The sequence below is a fragment of the Staphylococcus ratti genome, from assembly GCF_020883535.1.
Classification (GTDB): domain Bacteria; phylum Bacillota; class Bacilli; order Staphylococcales; family Staphylococcaceae; genus Staphylococcus; species Staphylococcus ratti.
Genome location: NZ_CP086654.1, coordinates 1,710,418 through 1,728,126, shown reverse-complemented (window position 1 = coordinate 1,728,126; position 17,709 = coordinate 1,710,418). Strand labels below are relative to the sequence as shown.

The 17,709-nt window shown below is 35.5% G+C and carries 18 protein-coding genes and 1 pseudogene; 13 read left to right on the top strand and 6 right to left on the bottom strand.

Annotated features, from left to right (window positions below):
* Positions 1-11: 11 nt before the first annotated feature.
* Together LN051_RS11520 and LN051_RS08280 are read left to right on the top strand one after the other, a co-directional pair.
* Positions 12-248, top strand: a pseudogene (locus LN051_RS11520) (CPBP family glutamic-type intramembrane protease); the annotation flags it as partial.
* 23 nt (positions 249-271) lie between these two features.
* Entirely contained in the window at positions 272-682 is a 411-nt protein-coding gene (locus tag LN051_RS08280; protein ID WP_229292069.1) for a hypothetical protein, read from the top strand.
* 432 nt (positions 683-1,114) lie between these two features.
* Here LN051_RS08280 and yjbH read toward each other — a convergent pair whose 3' ends face one another.
* From yjbH to LN051_RS08265, 3 genes are all read right to left on the bottom strand, one after another.
* A complete protein-coding gene (yjbH, locus tag LN051_RS08275) occupies positions 1,115-1,909 on the bottom strand; it encodes a protease adaptor protein YjbH (RefSeq protein WP_229292068.1) in 795 nt (264 codons plus the stop codon).
* A 14-nt stretch (positions 1,910-1,923) separates the two neighbouring features.
* Positions 1,924-2,295: a globin domain-containing protein gene (locus LN051_RS08270; RefSeq protein ID WP_229292067.1), complete on the bottom strand. Its 372-nt coding sequence runs from the start codon at positions 2,293-2,295 to the stop codon at positions 1,924-1,926.
* 84 nt (positions 2,296-2,379) lie between these two features.
* A complete protein-coding gene (locus LN051_RS08265) occupies positions 2,380-2,976 on the bottom strand; it encodes a CYTH domain-containing protein (protein ID WP_229292066.1) in 597 nt (198 codons plus the stop codon).
* A gap of 196 nt (positions 2,977-3,172) precedes the next feature.
* Between LN051_RS08265 and LN051_RS08260 the strand changes: the two genes are divergently transcribed.
* From LN051_RS08260 to fabI, 7 genes are all read left to right on the top strand, one after another.
* Positions 3,173-3,520, top strand: a complete 348-nt coding sequence (locus LN051_RS08260; RefSeq protein ID WP_229292065.1) for a UPF0738 family protein — start codon at positions 3,173-3,175, stop codon at positions 3,518-3,520.
* A gap of 16 nt (positions 3,521-3,536) precedes the next feature.
* The gene (gene yjbM, locus LN051_RS08255) at positions 3,537-4,181 is read left to right on the top strand and encodes a GTP diphosphokinase (RefSeq protein WP_229292064.1); all 645 of its coding nucleotides are present in this window, start codon (positions 3,537-3,539) and stop codon (positions 4,179-4,181) included.
* Complete coding sequence (locus LN051_RS08250) at positions 4,181-4,990, top strand: NAD kinase (RefSeq protein WP_229292063.1); 810 nt, start codon at positions 4,181-4,183, stop codon at positions 4,988-4,990. The genes yjbM and LN051_RS08250 overlap by 1 nt, the downstream gene beginning before the upstream one ends.
* Positions 4,987-5,841 (top strand): RluA family pseudouridine synthase, encoded by an 855-nt coding sequence (locus LN051_RS08245; protein ID WP_229292062.1) that lies wholly within the window; start codon positions 4,987-4,989, stop codon positions 5,839-5,841. The genes LN051_RS08250 and LN051_RS08245 overlap by 4 nt, the downstream gene beginning before the upstream one ends.
* A gap of 17 nt (positions 5,842-5,858) precedes the next feature.
* Positions 5,859-7,253, top strand: coding sequence for a magnesium transporter (gene mgtE / locus LN051_RS08240; protein ID WP_229292061.1), 1,395 nt, complete (start codon positions 5,859-5,861; stop codon positions 7,251-7,253).
* 10 nt (positions 7,254-7,263) lie between these two features.
* Positions 7,264-9,099 carry a monovalent cation:proton antiporter family protein gene (locus tag LN051_RS08235; protein ID WP_229292060.1) on the top strand — a complete coding sequence of 612 codons (1,836 nt, stop codon included), beginning with the start codon at positions 7,264-7,266 and terminating at the stop codon, positions 9,097-9,099.
* 186 nt (positions 9,100-9,285) lie between these two features.
* Entirely contained in the window at positions 9,286-10,056 is a 771-nt protein-coding gene (gene fabI, locus LN051_RS08230; protein ID WP_229292059.1) for an enoyl-ACP reductase FabI, read from the top strand.
* A gap of 109 nt (positions 10,057-10,165) precedes the next feature.
* Here fabI and cozEa read toward each other — a convergent pair whose 3' ends face one another.
* Complete coding sequence (gene cozEa / locus LN051_RS08225) at positions 10,166-11,263, bottom strand: lipoteichoic acid biosynthesis protein CozEa (RefSeq protein WP_229292058.1); 1,098 nt, start codon at positions 11,261-11,263, stop codon at positions 10,166-10,168.
* Positions 11,264-11,461: 198 nt separating this feature from the next.
* Between cozEa and LN051_RS08220 the strand changes: the two genes are divergently transcribed.
* The 4 genes from LN051_RS08220 to LN051_RS08205 all read left to right on the top strand — a co-directional run bounded on the left by LN051_RS08220 (position 11,462) and on the right by LN051_RS08205 (position 14,967).
* The gene (locus LN051_RS08220) at positions 11,462-13,045 is read left to right on the top strand and encodes an alanine/glycine:cation symporter family protein (RefSeq protein WP_229292057.1); all 1,584 of its coding nucleotides are present in this window, start codon (positions 11,462-11,464) and stop codon (positions 13,043-13,045) included.
* Between the two features lie 143 nt (positions 13,046-13,188).
* Positions 13,189-13,926, top strand: a complete 738-nt coding sequence (locus LN051_RS08215) for an esterase family protein (protein WP_229292056.1) — start codon at positions 13,189-13,191, stop codon at positions 13,924-13,926.
* Positions 13,927-13,976: 50 nt separating this feature from the next.
* Positions 13,977-14,486 (top strand): 2'-5' RNA ligase family protein, encoded by a 510-nt coding sequence (locus LN051_RS08210; RefSeq protein ID WP_229292055.1) that lies wholly within the window; start codon positions 13,977-13,979, stop codon positions 14,484-14,486.
* Between the two features lie 169 nt (positions 14,487-14,655).
* Entirely contained in the window at positions 14,656-14,967 is a 312-nt protein-coding gene (locus tag LN051_RS08205; protein ID WP_229292054.1) for a hypothetical protein, read from the top strand.
* A 375-nt stretch (positions 14,968-15,342) separates the two neighbouring features.
* On the opposite strand, the gene ltaA is transcribed toward LN051_RS08205, so the two are convergent.
* Positions 15,343-16,530 carry a lipoteichoic acid biosynthesis MFS flippase LtaA gene (ltaA, locus tag LN051_RS08200; RefSeq protein WP_229292053.1) on the bottom strand — a complete coding sequence of 396 codons (1,188 nt, stop codon included), beginning with the start codon at positions 16,528-16,530 and terminating at the stop codon, positions 15,343-15,345.
* The gene (locus tag LN051_RS08195) at positions 16,508-17,683 is read right to left on the bottom strand and encodes a diglucosyl diacylglycerol synthase (protein ID WP_229292052.1); all 1,176 of its coding nucleotides are present in this window, start codon (positions 17,681-17,683) and stop codon (positions 16,508-16,510) included. The genes ltaA and LN051_RS08195 overlap by 23 nt, the downstream gene beginning before the upstream one ends.
* Positions 17,684-17,709: the final 26 nt, after the last annotated feature.

Sequence of the window (17,709 nt, the reverse complement as noted above, 5' to 3'; positions counted from 1 at the left end):
AAGAATATGTTTACAGATTATTAGTGCCTCGTATATTAGAACACTGGCTTACGCATCGACTGATCATTTGTTTGTTACAAGGACTTATATTCAGTTATATAGGCCATCCTGAAAGTGCCTTTATTGATAATTTAATGTTTAGACTACCAGTATCATTTATTTTATATTTTATCGTTGAAAAAACAGGGAATATTTTTTCAGCAACTTCCGCACATGCAATGTGGAACATCGTTTTAAACTATATATAGTGGATTAATGGGAGACATACGAAATGAAAAAATGGGATTATATCTTACTTGTCGCAACAGTTATTGCTTATGTTTCATGTTTATTAATTATGGCTAAATTAAATATTTTTCAATTTATGCTGTTTGGACAAGTAGTACCGACGGTTTTGTTAGCTTTATTGGGTGCAAGAATCGCATCAAAAACGAAATATAAATGGTTCATCGTATTTGTAGTTGGAATTTTTTATGCATTATTAATGTATATCTTGCTAAGTTATGCGCCTATGCAAAGCATTGAAAATAACACCAATCAAAGTGCGACTTCGACGTTTGAATTTAGTAAAAATATAGGGTTTGGGACTTACCTTGGACTCTTTTTTCAACAGTTTATTTTAACGGCTTTTATCACGTTTTTATTCCGTGCAATTCAAAAGATAAAAACGAATAATTTTTAACCTGGAACGAAAATGAGAGGCATGTTTAATCTGATGGAAACGGTAATGTTATTTTGCTTTTAGGAGTATATACGCATAAAACGTATTACAAAAATGGTAAGTTAAAAGCTTAGAATTTCATCTTTTATAGCGAAGAGTGGAACTTTAACATTTGTTGATTAATTTCAAATGTTGGTCATCATGAATAAGCGATTAAAAAGCTTATAGCGAGCTAACGAATTGGCTCAAAGATTCATGAATAGCGTTCCACTCTTCTGCTTTTTATACAAAATCACATTACACTCAATCGTCATGCGATGTATGCTATGAAACACATCGGTGTATCGCCAAGAACGAAAAAATATAGATCATTTGAATGCTGTGTTAGACAGTTCAAATGATCTTTATATTTAACGTAATCTATACATAAAAGTGTTCATACCTTTTAAATGTTTACATTTTTGACTTCCAAAATTCGCCGCCTGGATATTTTATTTTTTCAATCTTCTGTTGTAAAAGCAGCTTTTTAAGTTCTTTTTTTAGCGTTTTTTCTGGCCACTCGTAAATGGTTAATAGTTCTTCTTCTGTAACGAGTTGCTTCTGATGAATGTATTCTGCTAATTTCGGTGGCAACTGTTTTTCGATTTGGTTTCCCATCATCTCATTAATGATATACGTATAAATATGATACGGGTACAACCCCTCAACCTTCAAGCCTTCTTCTTGAATATCTTCATTAAAAAATACGAGTGAAGGTGCCAATTCTACATCCATTTCACGCGCAATATGCAAATCTACTTTTAAGCTTTCACGCAAATTACCATGTGTTAAATCTTCTTGATAGACCTCAAAGTCCAAGCCAGCATTTATGATACATTTAGAAATCATCTCTTCAGTAACAATGTCTGGTTTCGGGATGATTTCGTTTTGAATGAGGTGCATAAAACGATGTGCACGTGCACGCCCTTGCAATTCCGCTGCTTTAAATGCTAATGCAATGTTATCTCTATCTGATGTACTTTGAGCCTGACATTTCGTCAATACACGTAATGAAGGGTTAAGAATATGACGAATACGGATATATTGGCTGTATTCAATTTTTAATTTCGATAAAACGGCAGATAATTTAAAACTATCTTTGCTAAAAGGATCGAAAAAAGAATAAATTTCAATTTTGCTCACAGGAGAGAGGTTCGCATTGGACTCTTCTTGACAACTATGAACAACAGCTCTTAATTCTTTCGTCATGTTTTCACCTACAATTAATATTCTGTGTTAACCATATGTGCTGCAGTTAACTTTAAACGCTCGTATAAATACTCATCAACACCATGAGGGAGTTGTGCCGTTTTAATAGCGATATGCATATTTTCTAGCCAAGCTTCTTTAGCATGTTCGTCAATTTTGAACGGTAAGTGTCTTTGACGTAACATAGGGTGTCCATGTTCTTCAGTATAGAGATTTGGACCTCCTAAAAACTGGGTAAGAAATTGTTTTTGCTTGCGACTTGTCTCTTTAAAATCACCAGGAAATAAGTGATTAATTCTATCATCTTGTTCAACAAGTGTATAAAAGTGATCAATCATGTCATTTAATGCTTCTTGACCGATGATTTCATAGGGCGTTGGGGGCATGTTATCACCTTAATGCGTTAGTTTTGATATATATAAATAATAACATGAATTTTTACATATCAAAGCAAAAACACTTATACGATGCTATTCCTTGTCATTATAATTGAGCGTTGCTTGATATTCGAAAAAGCGACGCACTTTATTTTTAGGTTCGGTATGTGTTAAATCGAATTGACTTAATAACGTTTCAAATGATTTTTTTCCTTGTTCGTAATCTGTCACTTCAAATTCTAATTCATAATCTTCCTTACCTAAGTAACAACTATGATCGAGCACCAACAAACCATCATTAATGTGCTTTTCGAAACGGTGTGTTTTGAGGTCGCCTAAAACTTGAAGTTTTTGAACCGCGACATTTTTTTCGATAAGAACTTTTTGAATCGCTTCAGGTATTTGCGATACCTCTATATATTGATTGCTTTTGGGTGAGATGTGCGTGTCAAAATTATACTCATTAAGGCCGATGGTGTCTGGGACTTTTAATGTCATTTCTAACGAATGGTTTGATTTTTCTCTAATGCGCAATGCCATTTTTTGTGATTGGATTTGAAAATCTGGTGTATCGATATAATAATTAATTTGAGTAAAAGGGATTGCTTCTTTAAAATAAGTTGCTTTAATGCTTTTATAGCTTGAAAAATCTAAAAGTTGTTTGAATTCAATTTCTCGTTCTATTGCCATATACGTCACTCCTTAATCAGTATTATGCCTAAGTTGATCGATGTTTAAAAGTATTTATTACCGAGAGATAGACGATGAGTCGCGCAAAGAATTATGTTAAACTGTATTATGATAAGGCTATTTGCCTCATAGAAAATTTAAGATGTCAATGTGAGTGGTCAGCTCAGCGCATATTGGACATCTAGGAGGAGAACGTATGCGTATTTATGTCAATGAAATCAAAATCCAAGATGATCAAGTGTTGTGTTACACCGATCAATCTACGGAAGGATTATCAGAAGTCGGTCAAATGATAGTAGACAGTGATAATTTTTCGTTTGTTTATTTAATGGATAATGGTTCTTCGTTTTCGTACTTGATTTTTGTTCAAGAAACATGGTCCATGTTACATAAGCATAAAGATAAACCAATTATCATTAATGATACGTTAGTGTTAACGCAATTCAAAGATGAATTGGACTATTTATTAGATAATATCGAAGGAAATTCCAATTACGGAAATGAATTTGTGGCTGCCGTTGAAGAAACATTCGAATTAGTATGAAGCGGAGTGAGGTAAGATGAACCAATGGGAAATTTTTCTAGCGCCTTATCGTCAAGCGATTGATGAACTCAAAATCAAACTCAAAGGTTTGCGTAAAGAATATCAAGTTACAGAACATAATTCACCAATTGAATTTGTGACTGGACGCGTCAAACCGATTACGAGCATTATTGACAAGGCAAATAAAAGGGGCATTCCATTTGACTGTCTACGTGAAGAAATGTATGACATTGCTGGATTACGTATGATGTGTCAATTTGTGGATGATATTGATAAAGTTGTTGAATTGTTACGTCAACGTAAAGATTTCAAAGTTGTTGAAGAACGTGATTATATCAAAGATACGAAACAAAGTGGGTATCGTTCTTACCATGTCATTATTGAATATCCAATCGAAACGTTAGAAGGTCAAAAGACGATTTTGGCAGAAATCCAAATACGGACATTAGCGATGAATTTTTGGGCGACAATCGAACATACATTACGTTATAAGTATGATGGTGATTACCCTCCAGAAATTCAAAAACGCTTGGAACGGGCAGCTGAAGCCGCTTTTTTACTAGACGAAGAAATGTCAGAAATTAAAGAAGAAATTAAAGAAGCTCAAAAGTTTTATTCCAAAAAACGTGCAGATAAGCATGAAAACCGTGGGGTGGAGTAATGCGTTACGCAATTTTGTCAAAAGGTGACTCTAAATCAGAGGCATTAAAGCATAAAATGATGAGTCATATGTATGATTTCAAAATGATTGAAGATAAAGAAAATCCTGAAATCGTAATTTCTGTTGGTGGAGATGGAACGTTATTACAAGCGTTCCACCAGTATAGCCATATGCTTTCAAGATGTGCCTTTGTAGGTATTCATACAGGACACCTTGGTTTTTATGCAGATTGGTTACCGCATGAAGTTGAAAAACTTATCATTGAAATTAATAATTCAGAGTTTCAAGTGATTGAATATCCATTACTTGAAATCATAGTACGTTATAATGATAAGGGCTACGAAACGCGCCATCTCGCATTGAATGAAGCTACGATGAAAACCGAAAATGGAACAACACTTGTCGTTGATTTAGATATTCGTGGTCAGCACTTTGAACGTTTTAGAGGAGATGGTTTATGTATTTCTACGCCATCAGGCTCAACCGCGTATAATAAGGCGTTAGGTGGCGCTTTGATACACCCATCACTAGAGGCGATTCAAATCGCGGAAATTGCTTCTATTAATAACCGTGTTTTTAGAACAGTAGGTTCTCCACTTGTATTGCCTAAGCATCATACGTGTCATGTTAAACCTGTAAATCATGATTCTATACTGACGACGATTGACCATGTCAGTATTAAACATAAAAATGTGAATGCGATTCAATATCGTGTTGCGAATGAAAAAATTCGATTTGCACGTTTTAGACCGTTCCCATTTTGGAAGCGTGTACACGACTCATTCATTTCAAGTGGCGATGATTTATGATTTTTCGATATTCAATTCAAAATGAGACATTGCTTAAAACATTTTTATATGAGCATCAGTTTTCTAAAAAAACGATTAGCGCCATTAAGCAAAATGGCGCTTTACTCGTTAATCAAAAACCTGTGACAGTAAGAACGACACTTATTGAAGGGGATCAGTTAGAAGTGTGCTTGCCTGATGAAGTGCCGAGCTCAAGTTTAAAACCATATTCGAAGCCGCTTAATATTCTTTTCGAAGACGAATGGCTTTTAATCGTTGCTAAGCCAGCAGGACAAAACAGTGCGCCTTCACGTGAGCATCCACATAGAAGTTTGGTAGAACAAGCTTTAGCGCACATGCAAATGCAAAATGAGCGTGGCATTCCTCATATTGTTACCCGATTAGATCGTCACACGATGGGGATTGTTATTTTGGCGAAGTCACGGCATTTACATCATTTAATGACGCACACCACGATTGAAAAGTATTATGAATGTATTTGTGAAGGGGTATTGACCAAGCCAGGAGAGATCGTCGCACCGATTGCGCGCCAGAACGACAGCATTATAACGCGTTGTGTTTCAGAAGAAGGAAAATATGCCAAAACGCTATATTGGCCGATAAAAAACTTCAAGACTTATACTTTATGCCGTGTTAAACTGATAACGGGAAGAACACATCAAATTCGAGTGCATTTTCAATTTATAGGTGCACCAATCGTTGGTGATGGTTTATATGGGCATGAGCATCCCCTGTATGCCACACAATTACTTAAATGTGCAGAAATTAAGTTTATGCACCCAATTACAAAGTCATCATTACATATAAAAAATAGTCATCCAGACTTGTCTCAACAGTTGAAGACCTTGTAAGAACATGAGAGATGGAGGTGGCAAAATTGACGGATGAAAAAGAGCAAATCGTTTTAGATGACGAAGAAATGTACGATAAAGCATTGCTAGATCACTTTATCACTGAATCAGATATCGACGGTTTTCGTGATGCTTTTTTAGAACTTCACTCTTATGAGCAAAGTGAGTACTTTGAGGAAAGTGAAAGTGATGTTCGCCAAAAAATATATCAATTTTTATCACCCGAAGAAGTTGCCGAATTTTTCGAGCATCTAGAGATAGATGAAGAAGCTTATGAAGATTTATTTGAGGAAATGAACGCGACGTATGCGAGTCAAATTCTTGAGCATATGTCTTATGATAACGCGGTTGATATTTTAAACCAACTGTCAAAACGTAAAATTGCAAGTTTGTTAATGTTAATGAACAAAGAGGACGCTAAAGAAATTAAAGCGTTATTACATTATGAGGAAGATACTGCCGGCGGTATTATGACAACGGAGTTTATCTCTCTCACAATTAACACACCTGTACATGAAGCGATGATGCATGTTAAAGCACAAGCTCCAGATGCTGAAACGATTTACGTTATTTTTGTTGTAGATGAGCAAAAAAAATTAGTTGGGGTTATTTCATTAAGGGATTTAATTGTTGCTGAAAATGATACGTACATTGAAGATATTATGAGTGAACGTGTTATTAGTGCTAACGTCGCAGATGACCAAGAAGATGTAGCTCAAACGATGAGAGATTATGACTTCATTGCGATGCCGGTAGTAGATTACCAAAACCATTTGTTAGGTATCATCACAATCGATGATATCGTCGACGTTATGGATGAAGAGGCGAGTGAAGACTACTCTCGTTTAGCCGGGGTATCTGATATCGATTCAACAGACGATTCGATTGTTAAAACAGCATTAAAACGATTGCCGTGGTTAATGATACTTACCGTACTCGGGATGATTACGGCTTCAATTTTAGGTTCTTTTGAAGAAACATTGGAAAAAGTAGCATTGCTCGCTGCATTTATTCCTATTATTAGCGGCATGTCTGGAAACTCTGGAACACAATCTTTAGCCGTTGCCGTACGTAACATTTCAACAGGTGAAATTGATGAAAAAAGTAAATTTAAACTTGCGTTGCGTGAATCAGGGAGTGGGTTGTTAACAGGTGTGTGCTGTGCCACAAGTCTGTTTTTTATCATTTTATTATTGTATCATGAACCTTTTCTTGGCTTAATTGTTGGGGGGAGCTTAACGATTGCTATGACAGTAGGAACGACTATAGGTTCTGTCATTCCATTAATTATGAACAAAATTGGAATTGACCCAGCTGTAGCAAGTGGGCCTTTCATTACAACGATTAACGATATTGTAAGTATGCTGATTTATTTTGGATTAGCGACTACTTTTATGACGTATTTAGTATAAGGAGGCGCATATGGAATTTGTATCGCTCGTTGTTGTCATTATTGCTGCGTTGCTTACCCCGATTTTAGTGAATAGGCTTAGAATTTCCTTTCTGCCTGTCGTTGTCGCAGAAATATTGATGGGGATTATGATTGGCAATTCTTTTTTAAATTTAGTACATAGAGATAATGTTTTGGATATTCTATCAACGCTCGGTTTTATCTTTTTAATGTTCTTGAGTGGCCTTGAGATTGATTTTAATGCGTTTAAAAAAGATAAAGGCAAGTCTAAAAAAGAAAAATCTGTAGAACCGAGCCATCTTTCACTTGCGTTCTACGTTTTTATGTTGATTATGATTATTTCTATCGTGCTTGCATATGGATTTAAATGGATTGGATTAATCGATGATGTGTTACTTATGGTGATTATCATCTCGACAATTTCTCTAGGTGTTGTCGTACCTACATTAAAAGAGATGAACATTATGAGCACAATCATTGGTCAATTCATCTTACTTGTCGCTGTTCTTGCTGACTTGGCTACGATGCTACTGCTTACAGTCTATGGGGCTATCCATGCGAAAGGTGGCGGCACAATTTGGTTAATTGGTATTTTAGTTGTCTTTACGATTGTATTTTACTTACTCGGTGGCTTATTTAAAAAAGCACCATTTTTAAATAAGTTAATGGACGGCACGACGCAAATCGGAATTCGAGCAGTGTTTGCTTTAATTATTTTACTTGTTGCATTAGCTGAAGGTGTAGGTGCTGAACATATTTTAGGTGCTTTTTTAGCTGGGGTAGTCGTTTCATTACTTCAACCTGACAAAGAACTAGTGGAGAAATTAGATTCATTTGGATACGGTTTCTTTATTCCGATTTTCTTTATTATGGTAGGTGTGGATTTAGATATTCCATCACTTATTAGTAATCCGTCTATTCTTTTAATTATTCCAGTGCTCATTTTGGCATTTTTAATATCAAAATTAATACCTGTAATGATTATAAAAAAATGGTTTGATATTAAGACGACGATTGCTTCTGCATTTTTACTTACGTCAACATTATCTTTAGTGATCGCTGCGGCAAAAATTGCGGAACGTTTAGGCACTATTAGTGCAGATACATCAGGCATTTTGATTTTAAGTGCCGTTATTACATGTGTATTTGTGCCTATCGTTTTCAAAAAGATGTTTCCGCTACCTGATGAAATGCAACGTTCAATTAAAGTTGCCATGATTGGAAAAAACCAGTTATCTATTCCGATTGCACAAAGTTTACAATCGCAACTTTATCAAGTGACACTATTTTATAGAAAAGATTTAACAGATCATCGCGTTTTATCTGACGATATTACAATGGTGGAAGTTGCTGATTATGAATCGAAAATATTAGAGCGTTTAGGGTTATTTACAAGTGATATTGTAGTATGTTCTACAAATGATGACGAAATTAACCGTAAAGTCGCATTAATGGCAAAATCATTTGGTGTTGAACGCGTCATTTGTCGATTAGAAACGAATGACGAAGAACATGCACTCAAACATCAAGGCATAGAAATCTTTAGTAATTTCCAAAGTAATCAAATTTTACTTAAAGGTATGATTGAAACGCCAAACATGCTTAACTTATTAAGTAACGTTGAGACATCTATTTACGAAATTGGTATGTTTAATTACGCCTTTGATCAGACGCAGTTACGCCATTTCCCATTTGATGGTGATATCATTTTTGTGCGTATTATTCGAAATAATGAATCGATTGTTCCGCATGGAGATACGAAATTGCAATATGGTGATCGACTTATTGTGACAGGTTCTAAAGAATATGTAGATCAATTAAAAATGGAACTTGAAATGTTTAAGTAAGTTAAAACAAGAGGTTAAGACAAAGTCTTGCTTTTGGAGTATCGTGTATCGGTTTTCAAAGCATGATTGGTGAAATCTTAGCCTCTTGTTTTTTGAAGATAAAAGGGATTTAATTTTTAAAAATTAAGACCAGATGTTAAAATTAATGTGACTACTGCAAATTTTAATTTAAAGGAGCAATTGACAGTGATGAATTTAGAAGGTAAAACGTATGTTATTATGGGCATCGCAAATAAAAGAAGTATTGGATTTGGTGTCGCAAAGGTTTTAGATGAACTTGGGGCAAAGCTCGTTTTTACGTACAGAAAAGAGCGCAGTTTTAATGAATTGGATAAATTAATTGACCAGTTGAATCAAAAAGAAAAACATGTTTATCAAATTGATGTTCAAAGTGATGAAGACGTTGAAAAAGGTTTCGAACGCATCGGACAAGAGGTTGGAAAAATTGATGGCGTGTTCCACTCTATTGCTTTTGCACGTGTGGAAGAACTTCGTGGCCGTTATTCAGAAACATCACGTGACGGTTTCTTATTAGCACAAGATATTAGTTCATATTCTTTAACAATCGTAGCTCGAGAAGCGCGTAAAATTATGAATGACGGTGGAAGTATCGTAACATCTTCATATATTGGAGGAGAATTTGCAGTACCAAATTACAATGTAATGGGTATTGCTAAAGCAAGTTTAGAAGCGAGCGTGAAATATCTTGCTGCTGATTTAGGACAAGATAATATTCGTGTCAATTGTATTTCTGCGGGACCTATTAAAACATTAAGCTCACGTGGTGTAGGTAATTTTACATCAATCTTAAAAGAGATTGAGCAACGTGCACCGTTACAACGTAATGTGAACCAAGAAGAAGTTGGTAAAACAGCGGCATATTTATTAAGTGATTTCTCAAGTGGTGTCACTGGCGAAAATATTCATGTTGACGCAGGCTATCATGCCATTCGTTAAAATTTTTAATTCGGACAACAATAAACAAACATAAAAAAGGTTCTCAAACATTCAAAGTGTTTGAGAACCTTTTATGGTTTCAAATATGATTATGCAGATGAATGACGCATTATAAAAGTTCGTGTTTTTCTACGTCACTACGGGCTTTTAGCATAATTTGATGGCGGTATTTAAAGACATTACGCACAATTGTTTTGAGTACAGCATATAAAGGAACAGCCACTAAAATGAGGCCAAAGCCGCCTAAACTACCAGAGGCTAAAATAACGATAATAATCGTTAGTGGATGGATATTCAATGATTTACCCATGACATTTGGTGTAATGACATTTCCTTCAAGTTGCTGCGCAACAAGTGTGACCACACACACCCACACAAAAGTTGTAGGGCTTTGGATCAGTCCTAAAATACCTGCTGGTAAAAATGCCATCCAAGGTCCAAGGAACGGAATCATATTTGCAACAATCGCAAACATAACAAGTAATACCGTATATTCAAGACCGATTATGCTGTAACCAATAAACAAGATTGCCCCTAAGATTAAGCTTACCAATACTTGTCCTTGAATATATGATTTTAAAGTATGGTTTAGATCTGATAAAAGATCTACAACGAAGATTTTACGGTCGCCACTGAATACACGTGCAATGGCAGGGATGAAACGCTCGTGATCTTTTAACATAAAAATTAAGAAAAACGGCACTAAGATAAGTAAGAACAACGTTGAAATGATACTTGTAATAATGTTAAAAGAGTTAGATAAAATATCAGTAGTATAAGATCCGACTTGTGAAATCATACTATTAATTTTATCTGTCACATTTGATGGTAGACGATCACGTTGGTCAAGGACAAAGTTGATCAAACTTTGCGCTTCGCGTTGAATCGTCGGTATATTTTTAATTAAATTTTGAACTTGGCTCGTAATAATAGGTCCTACTAAACCAATGACCGCACCGATAGCTGCCATTAAGCCAAGTAAAATAATGGTAATGCTCGCCCAACGTGGCACATGTCTTTTTTCAAGCATTTTTTGAAATGGCAAACATATGTAAAATAAAAATCCACTTAATAGTAATGGGAGTAGTACGGATTGTACGATGATTACCAATGGCATGAAAATGTGGTTGATTTCTAAGAAGAGCTTTATTAAAAGAAAAAGAATCAACAAAGCGACTCCGGTACGAAACCACACTTTATTAGTCATAAAATGCGCCTCCTTATAAATTAGTCACATTTCAGTATAGCCTAAAATAGATAGGGATGAAACAAAAAACGGCGTATAAAATTACAATTGGTAATATTTGAATTGTGTTGCGCGGATTATATTTAACGCGTATAATAAGTTTATATTTATCTGAAAATTTGAAATTTTAATCTTTTCAGATAACAGGGGGGATGTTTTATGGTAGAAACAGTAGTGGGATGGTTGAATGGAATTGTATGGAGTAAGCCGCTCGTTTATGGTCTTTTACTCACAGGGATTTTATTCAGTTTAATGACGCGATTTTTACAAGTGAGACATTTTAAAGAAATGATTCGTCTTATGTTCCAAGGAGAAAAATCACCGACAGGTATTTCTAGTTTTCAAGCTATCGCGTTGTCACTTGCAGGACGTGTCGGCACAGGTAACATTGTCGGAGTTTCAACAGCGATTTTTATTGGCGGTCCGGGTGCTGTGTTTTGGATGTGGGCCACAGCATTTCTCGGAGCAGGTACGGCATTTATTGAATCTACACTCGGTCAAATCTTTAAAAAAGAAGAGGATGGAGAGTACCGTGGAGGACCAGCGTATTACATAGAACAGGGGATTAAAGGGAAATTTGGTAAAATTTATGGCTTATTATTTGCAGTGGTTACGATTATTTCTGTAGGTTTATTATTGCCAGGCGTTCAATCGAATGCCATTGCAAGTTCAATGAAAAATGCTTTTGGCCTACCTACATGGATCATGGCTATAGTACTGATCATTATTTTATCACTCATTATTTTTGGCGGAGTGAAATGGATTGCAAAGGTGGCAACGGCAGTCGTACCATTTATGGCCATCGTTTATATTTTAATGGCAGTGATTATTATCGCGATGAATATTACAGAAGTCCCTGCTTTATTCGCATTAATTTTTAAATCTGCTTTTGGCATGGAAGCGGCATTTGGTGGTATTGTTGGTGCCATGATCGAAATTGGGGTAAAACGTGGTTTGTATTCTAATGAAGCTGGACAAGGTACAGGACCTCATGCAGCAGCAGCTGCAGAAGTCTCCCACCCAGCAAAACAAGGGCTTGTTCAAGCATTTTCGGTTTATGTAGATACATTATTTGTTTGTACAGCTACTGCGCTTATTATTTTAATTTCTGGCACTTACAATACTACAGATGGTAGTACAAATGCGAAGGGACAGCCTAACCTTATTGAAAACGGCGGGATTTATGTACAAACTGCAGATGGTACAAAGGATTATTCAGGAACAGCGATGTATGCACAAGCAGGTATTGATAAAGCGTTCCAAGGATCAAATTATCACTTTGATCCGACATACTCAGGATTTGGTTCATACTTTATTGCCATTGCTTTATTCTTCTTTGCTTTTACAACGATTTTGGCCTACTATTACATGGCTGAAACGAATGTAAGTTATATTACTAACCGTGTTGCTAAAAAACAAAATAAATTATGGAGAAATATCATTCGTCTACTTTTAATTGCTGCAACGGCTTATGGCGCAATAAAAACGGCTGATGTCGCTTGGGCACTTGGAGATTTAGGTGTTGGAATGATGGCGTGGTTGAATATTATTGCAATTTGGATACTTTGTAAACCAGCATTGAAAGCCTTAAAAGACTTTGAACAACAGAAAAAGAAAAACGGTACAGGTAAAACAGCGATTTATCGACCAGATACAAAAGAGTTACCGACCGCGAAATTCTGGTTAGAAGATTATCCACGCCGTTTACAAGAAGAAAACTATCGACCAGAAAATGAGCGTTAAGGATTGGAATAAATTAGAGATTGGACAAGCTAGATTAAAAAGCTAACATTTTTAAAGTGATGTGAGATTGGCAAAGGTCTAGTTAACAAGTAAAGCGTCTCTTGATACAATAGTAATGAATTCGTATAGGGGGCGCTTTAATTATGACAAATTTTAAACCCGGAGAAGTCACTACGACACATATACATAGTGACATTTTAAATAGAAATATTACGTTATCTGTTTATTTACCTGAAGATTATTCAGATTTATATAAAAGTAAAGTCGTTTTTTGTTTTGATGGTCGTGATTTTTTAAGGTTTGGCCAAATTCATCGCGTTTATGAGCGCTTAAGACGAGAGAAAGCCGTAGAACGTGTAATTATAGTTGGTTTTCACTACGAAAGTGTGGAAAAGCGACGTATAGAATTTCATCCTCAAGGAGAGAAAGCATCCCAAACGGTTCAAGCTGTTGCGCGTGAAATTATGCCGTGGATTGATCAAACGTTTCCTACGTATAAAGTGGGGAATGCGCGAGTGTTATTAGGTGACAGTTTAGCAGGGAGTATTGCTTTATTAACTACTTTATCTTATCCGAGAGTGATGAGCCAAGTAGGATTGCTGAGTCCCCATTACGATCATGTCGTTGAATCATTGTTTCAACGTTGTCAATTTAAAGATGATTTAACAATTTGGCATGTGATAGGTAAAGAAGAAAAGGACTTTAAGTTACCTACTAGTGGTGAACGTGCTGACTTTTTAACACCGAATCGCACTTTAAATCGTTTGATTTCCGCTACAAGTGCGACGTATTTTTATGAAGAGCTTGATGGTGGACATAATTGGAAAACGTGGAAAAAAGAATTACCCGCATTGTTAAAATACTTTTTAAGTAACCAATAATTTAAATTTTTGCTATAATAGAAATAAGGACAAACAAAGGAGGAATTTCAATGATTTTAGGATTAGCGTTAATTCCGTCACAAGCGTTTCAAGAAGAGGTCAATGCCTATCGTAAACGTTATGATAAACACTACACAAAAATTAAACCGCACGTCACTGTTAAAGGTCGTTTTGAAGTTGATGACAACGCATTAGATACTGTTAAGCAAGATATTCCAAAACGCCTCGAAGGTATTCAACCTGTAACAGTACATGCAACAAAAGCTTCTAATTTTGCACCAACAACAAATGTCATTTACTTTAAAGTTGAAAAAACGGACGAATTACAAGATTTATTCGATTCTTTCGATAAAGACGATTTCTATGGTAAAGCTGAACATCCATTTGTGCCACATTTTACAATTGCGCAAGGGTTAACGAGTCAAGAATTTGAAGACATTTATGGACAAGTGCGTTTAGCCGGAATTGATCATAAAGAAATCATTGATAAACTTTCATTAATGAAATTTAATGAAGAAGCAGATAAATGGGAAGAAATTGAAACATACACTTTAGGTTAATGACTTTTTCTAACCAATATACTACTATTCGTAATCATATGTAGGATTGATACACATCTTAATGCATTTCTATGAAATGGTTAAAATGTGTATCTTTTTTTATGCCTTAAAAGTCTCGTTAGATGTATAATGAAATTAAATTGTTGAAAATACGAAAGGGGGAGATGTCATGATTTGTCCTAAATGCCAATCACAACGTGTAGGGGAGACGAGAAGTGGTTGTTTACTTTTGTTAGTCATTTTTGGAACGATTTTCTTTGGCATTCAGTTTATTGTATATGCAAGTTCTGGTGCGTTAAGAGAAAATACATTGGGAAGTTCTGTTGTACTGCTGTTTTATTTAATAGTCGTTGCAATGATTTGGATAATTTACAAAAAGAAAGGTCAACGCTATTATTGTATCGCGTGTCAGAGTGAATTTAAGCCTCATCAATTAAAACATCTCAAAAATGAGAGGCATAATGATAGCAAAAGAGGTTAGTATTTGAGTAGGAAAAAGGACAATGTTCAGTGCATATTCATACTTTATAAAAGGTATAAAATAGGGGTAAGACAACGAAATCAAATAGATTTCTGTCCCACTTCTATAATGAGAAGGTAACTGCTAATAAGCACAGCAGCTGTCTGGATTGAATTTTCGCTTAGCAGCTCAATTCAACCCTAGTCAGCCTTGTGGGGGTGGGACAACGAAATCAAAAAGATTTCTGTCCCACTTCTATAATGAGAAGGTAACTGTAAAAGAGCACAGTAGCTGTCTGGATTGAATTTTCGCTTAGCAGCTCATTTCAATCCTAGTCAGCCTTGTGGGGGTGGGACAACGAAATCAAAAAGATTTCTGTCCCACTCCCTTTTAAAATTATGAGACGTGACGTTGTTTTAAGAAGTAGAGTCCATAGAAAAAGGCTAAGAAGTAAATTAAAAGTGCTGCAAAATAAAAAGTATAGACTGGGCTACCTGTAAATTGTGAGATCGGGCCTCCTATGAGTGGCCCGATCATGGCCCCAAAGCCTTGAATACTGTTGATAACGCCCCAAGTCTCTTCTTGTTCACTTGTATGAATAAAGCTTGCCATAAATGTATTCCAAGCAGGTAAAAGTAATCCATAAAGCAATCCAATGAAAAACGCAATAATCCATACAATTATAATTTGGTGGATAAATGCGAAAGATAAAATCGCACTCGCATATATGAAAAATCCTATAAAGATAATGCTATACATAAATTTTTTAGAGTATTTGTCGATGATTTTTGATAAAAATAGCATTGAAATGGTACAGCCTATGCCTCCTATAACAATTGCTAATGTATATTCGACAGTTGAAACCCCAATAATGTTAATCGCATAAATTGGCAATACGAGGATGAGTGCGCTAATCGCAACCCCTTGTATTAAAATGCCGGGAAATAATACGAGATGTCTTTTAGATACGCTAACAATTTGTTTCAATTGTTGTTTTACGTTTTTAGGATTATAAGCCGTTAAAGTCACTTTGACAAACATATATAATAAAAATGCTATAGCAACACATAAGGACATTAAAAAGTTAAAATGGGTTGGGTGTGCTTTGAAAATCAAGTTCATTACAATCATTCCAGCTAATAAACCCGCAAGCCACGCAAAGTAAACGTACCCCATTTGTTTGCCTCGAGTAGTTTCTTCAACATTCGCCAACATAATCACCCAAATTGGACATACTGCAATACCTAACATTAATGCACTAAAGATGAGTACAAACGGTGATGTCGGAAACCAAATGACTAAAAATAGACTGACAAGGGCTAAAATAAATCCGACTGTCAAAACTATTTTAGTTCCTAAACGTTTCAATACAAAACCAACAATAAAATTGGAAATTGAATCGGCAATGAAATGGACGGAAACTGCGACGGAGGTAATACCTACTGCAATAGAAGTAGCAGTAGGTAATAAAGGTAAATAACTCAGTACATACATGCCTCTCGCAAATTCCATCAAAAACAGGATAACTAGTAATAAGTAAAAATTTTTCATATAGTTATCTTTATTTGAAGAGTAATTTTGCATATAAAGGTACCTTTCCATAAACATTGTCATATTGTGATGCATCAGCAAGTAAATCTAATAAATCCTCGCATAAGCGTTGCGTCGCGTATCGCGTTCTTAACTTAGACATTGTCTGAATCATTGTTTCAAGTTGCTGTGGGTGGTTGGTAAGTTGCGTTACGATATTAATCGCTTCGTCTGGCGTATGGGCGATGCGACCAAAGCCTTTTTCTTCAAAGTAATAAGCATTTTCTAATTCTTGACCAGGCGCAGGATTTAAAAATACCATTGGAACTTGACGTGTTAGTGCTTCAGAAATCGTAATGCCTCCAGGTTTAGTAATCATCATATGGCTTGATGCCATCCACTCATTCATATGTTTTGTAAAACCTAAAATGCAAACTTTTGGATTGTTTTTGAATGTTGAAGATAATTGACGTTTTAATTCTTTGCTTCGTCCACATACCATAACCACTTGGGCGTTTGGACTTTCGTCAAGTATGCGTTGTATCATTTCGTCAAAACCTTTAGAAACACCAAAAGCACCTGCCGACATGAGTATCGTTTGAGCATCAGGATCTAAACCGTGTTGTGTTAACCATTCCGCACGATTAATGGCCGCTTCGAATTTTTCAGAAATAGGGATACCAGTCACTTTAATCGTTTCAGTCGGTACGCCAATATGTTCAAACTCTGCCTTTAAGTCATCTGTAGCTAAATAATAGCGCTGAGAATTTGGTGTAATCCAATTTTTATGCATACGGTAATCTGTCATTACAGTAGCAATAGGAATGTTCATATTAAACTGTTCTGTTAATACAGACATTACTGGCGTAGGGAATGTAAGTAAAATTAAATCTGGTTTTTCTTTTAATAATAAGTTAAGCAAGCGATTTAAACCGTAGTATTTATAAAAGCATTTGTCCAATTCATCAGGTCGGCTGTAATAAAATGCTTTATACATACGTCGGAAATATTTAAAACTATTGATATACCATTTTTTCGTGATTGTCGTGAGGATAGGGTGAGCTTCTAAAAAAAGATCATGTGAAATCACTGTAAGGTTATCTAGTTTAAGGTTATTGAGTTGTTCTACGATGCTATTAGTGACTTGAATATGTCCGTTACCAAATGAACCAGTAATGATTAATATTTTTTTCTTTTGTGTCACCATGATTGGGCCACCCTCCATCAAATGTT

Coding starts and splice junctions, on each gene's coding strand:
- LN051_RS08280 (WP_229292069.1), top strand. CDS start 272: ATGAAAAAATGGGATTATATCTTACTTGTCGCAACAGTTATTGCTTAT.
- yjbH (WP_229292068.1), bottom strand. CDS start 1,909: ATGACGAAAGAATTAAGAGCTGTTGTTCATAGTTGTCAAGAAGAGTCC.
- LN051_RS08270 (WP_229292067.1), bottom strand. CDS start 2,295: ATGCCCCCAACGCCCTATGAAATCATCGGTCAAGAAGCATTAAATGAC.
- LN051_RS08265 (WP_229292066.1), bottom strand. CDS start 2,976: ATGGCAATAGAACGAGAAATTGAATTCAAACAACTTTTAGATTTTTCA.
- LN051_RS08260 (WP_229292065.1), top strand. CDS start 3,173: ATGCGTATTTATGTCAATGAAATCAAAATCCAAGATGATCAAGTGTTG.
- yjbM (WP_229292064.1), top strand. CDS start 3,537: ATGAACCAATGGGAAATTTTTCTAGCGCCTTATCGTCAAGCGATTGAT.
- LN051_RS08250 (WP_229292063.1), top strand. CDS start 4,181: ATGCGTTACGCAATTTTGTCAAAAGGTGACTCTAAATCAGAGGCATTA.
- LN051_RS08245 (WP_229292062.1), top strand. CDS start 4,987: ATGATTTTTCGATATTCAATTCAAAATGAGACATTGCTTAAAACATTT.
- LN051_RS08235 (WP_229292060.1), top strand. CDS start 7,264: ATGGAATTTGTATCGCTCGTTGTTGTCATTATTGCTGCGTTGCTTACC.
- cozEa (WP_229292058.1), bottom strand. CDS start 11,263: ATGACTAATAAAGTGTGGTTTCGTACCGGAGTCGCTTTGTTGATTCTT.
- LN051_RS08220 (WP_229292057.1), top strand. CDS start 11,462: ATGGTAGAAACAGTAGTGGGATGGTTGAATGGAATTGTATGGAGTAAG.
- LN051_RS08215 (WP_229292056.1), top strand. CDS start 13,189: ATGACAAATTTTAAACCCGGAGAAGTCACTACGACACATATACATAGT.
- LN051_RS08210 (WP_229292055.1), top strand. CDS start 13,977: ATGATTTTAGGATTAGCGTTAATTCCGTCACAAGCGTTTCAAGAAGAG.
- LN051_RS08205 (WP_229292054.1), top strand. CDS start 14,656: ATGATTTGTCCTAAATGCCAATCACAACGTGTAGGGGAGACGAGAAGT.
- ltaA (WP_229292053.1), bottom strand. CDS start 16,530: ATGCAAAATTACTCTTCAAATAAAGATAACTATATGAAAAATTTTTAC.
- LN051_RS08195 (WP_229292052.1), bottom strand. CDS start 17,683: ATGGTGACACAAAAGAAAAAAATATTAATCATTACTGGTTCATTTGGT.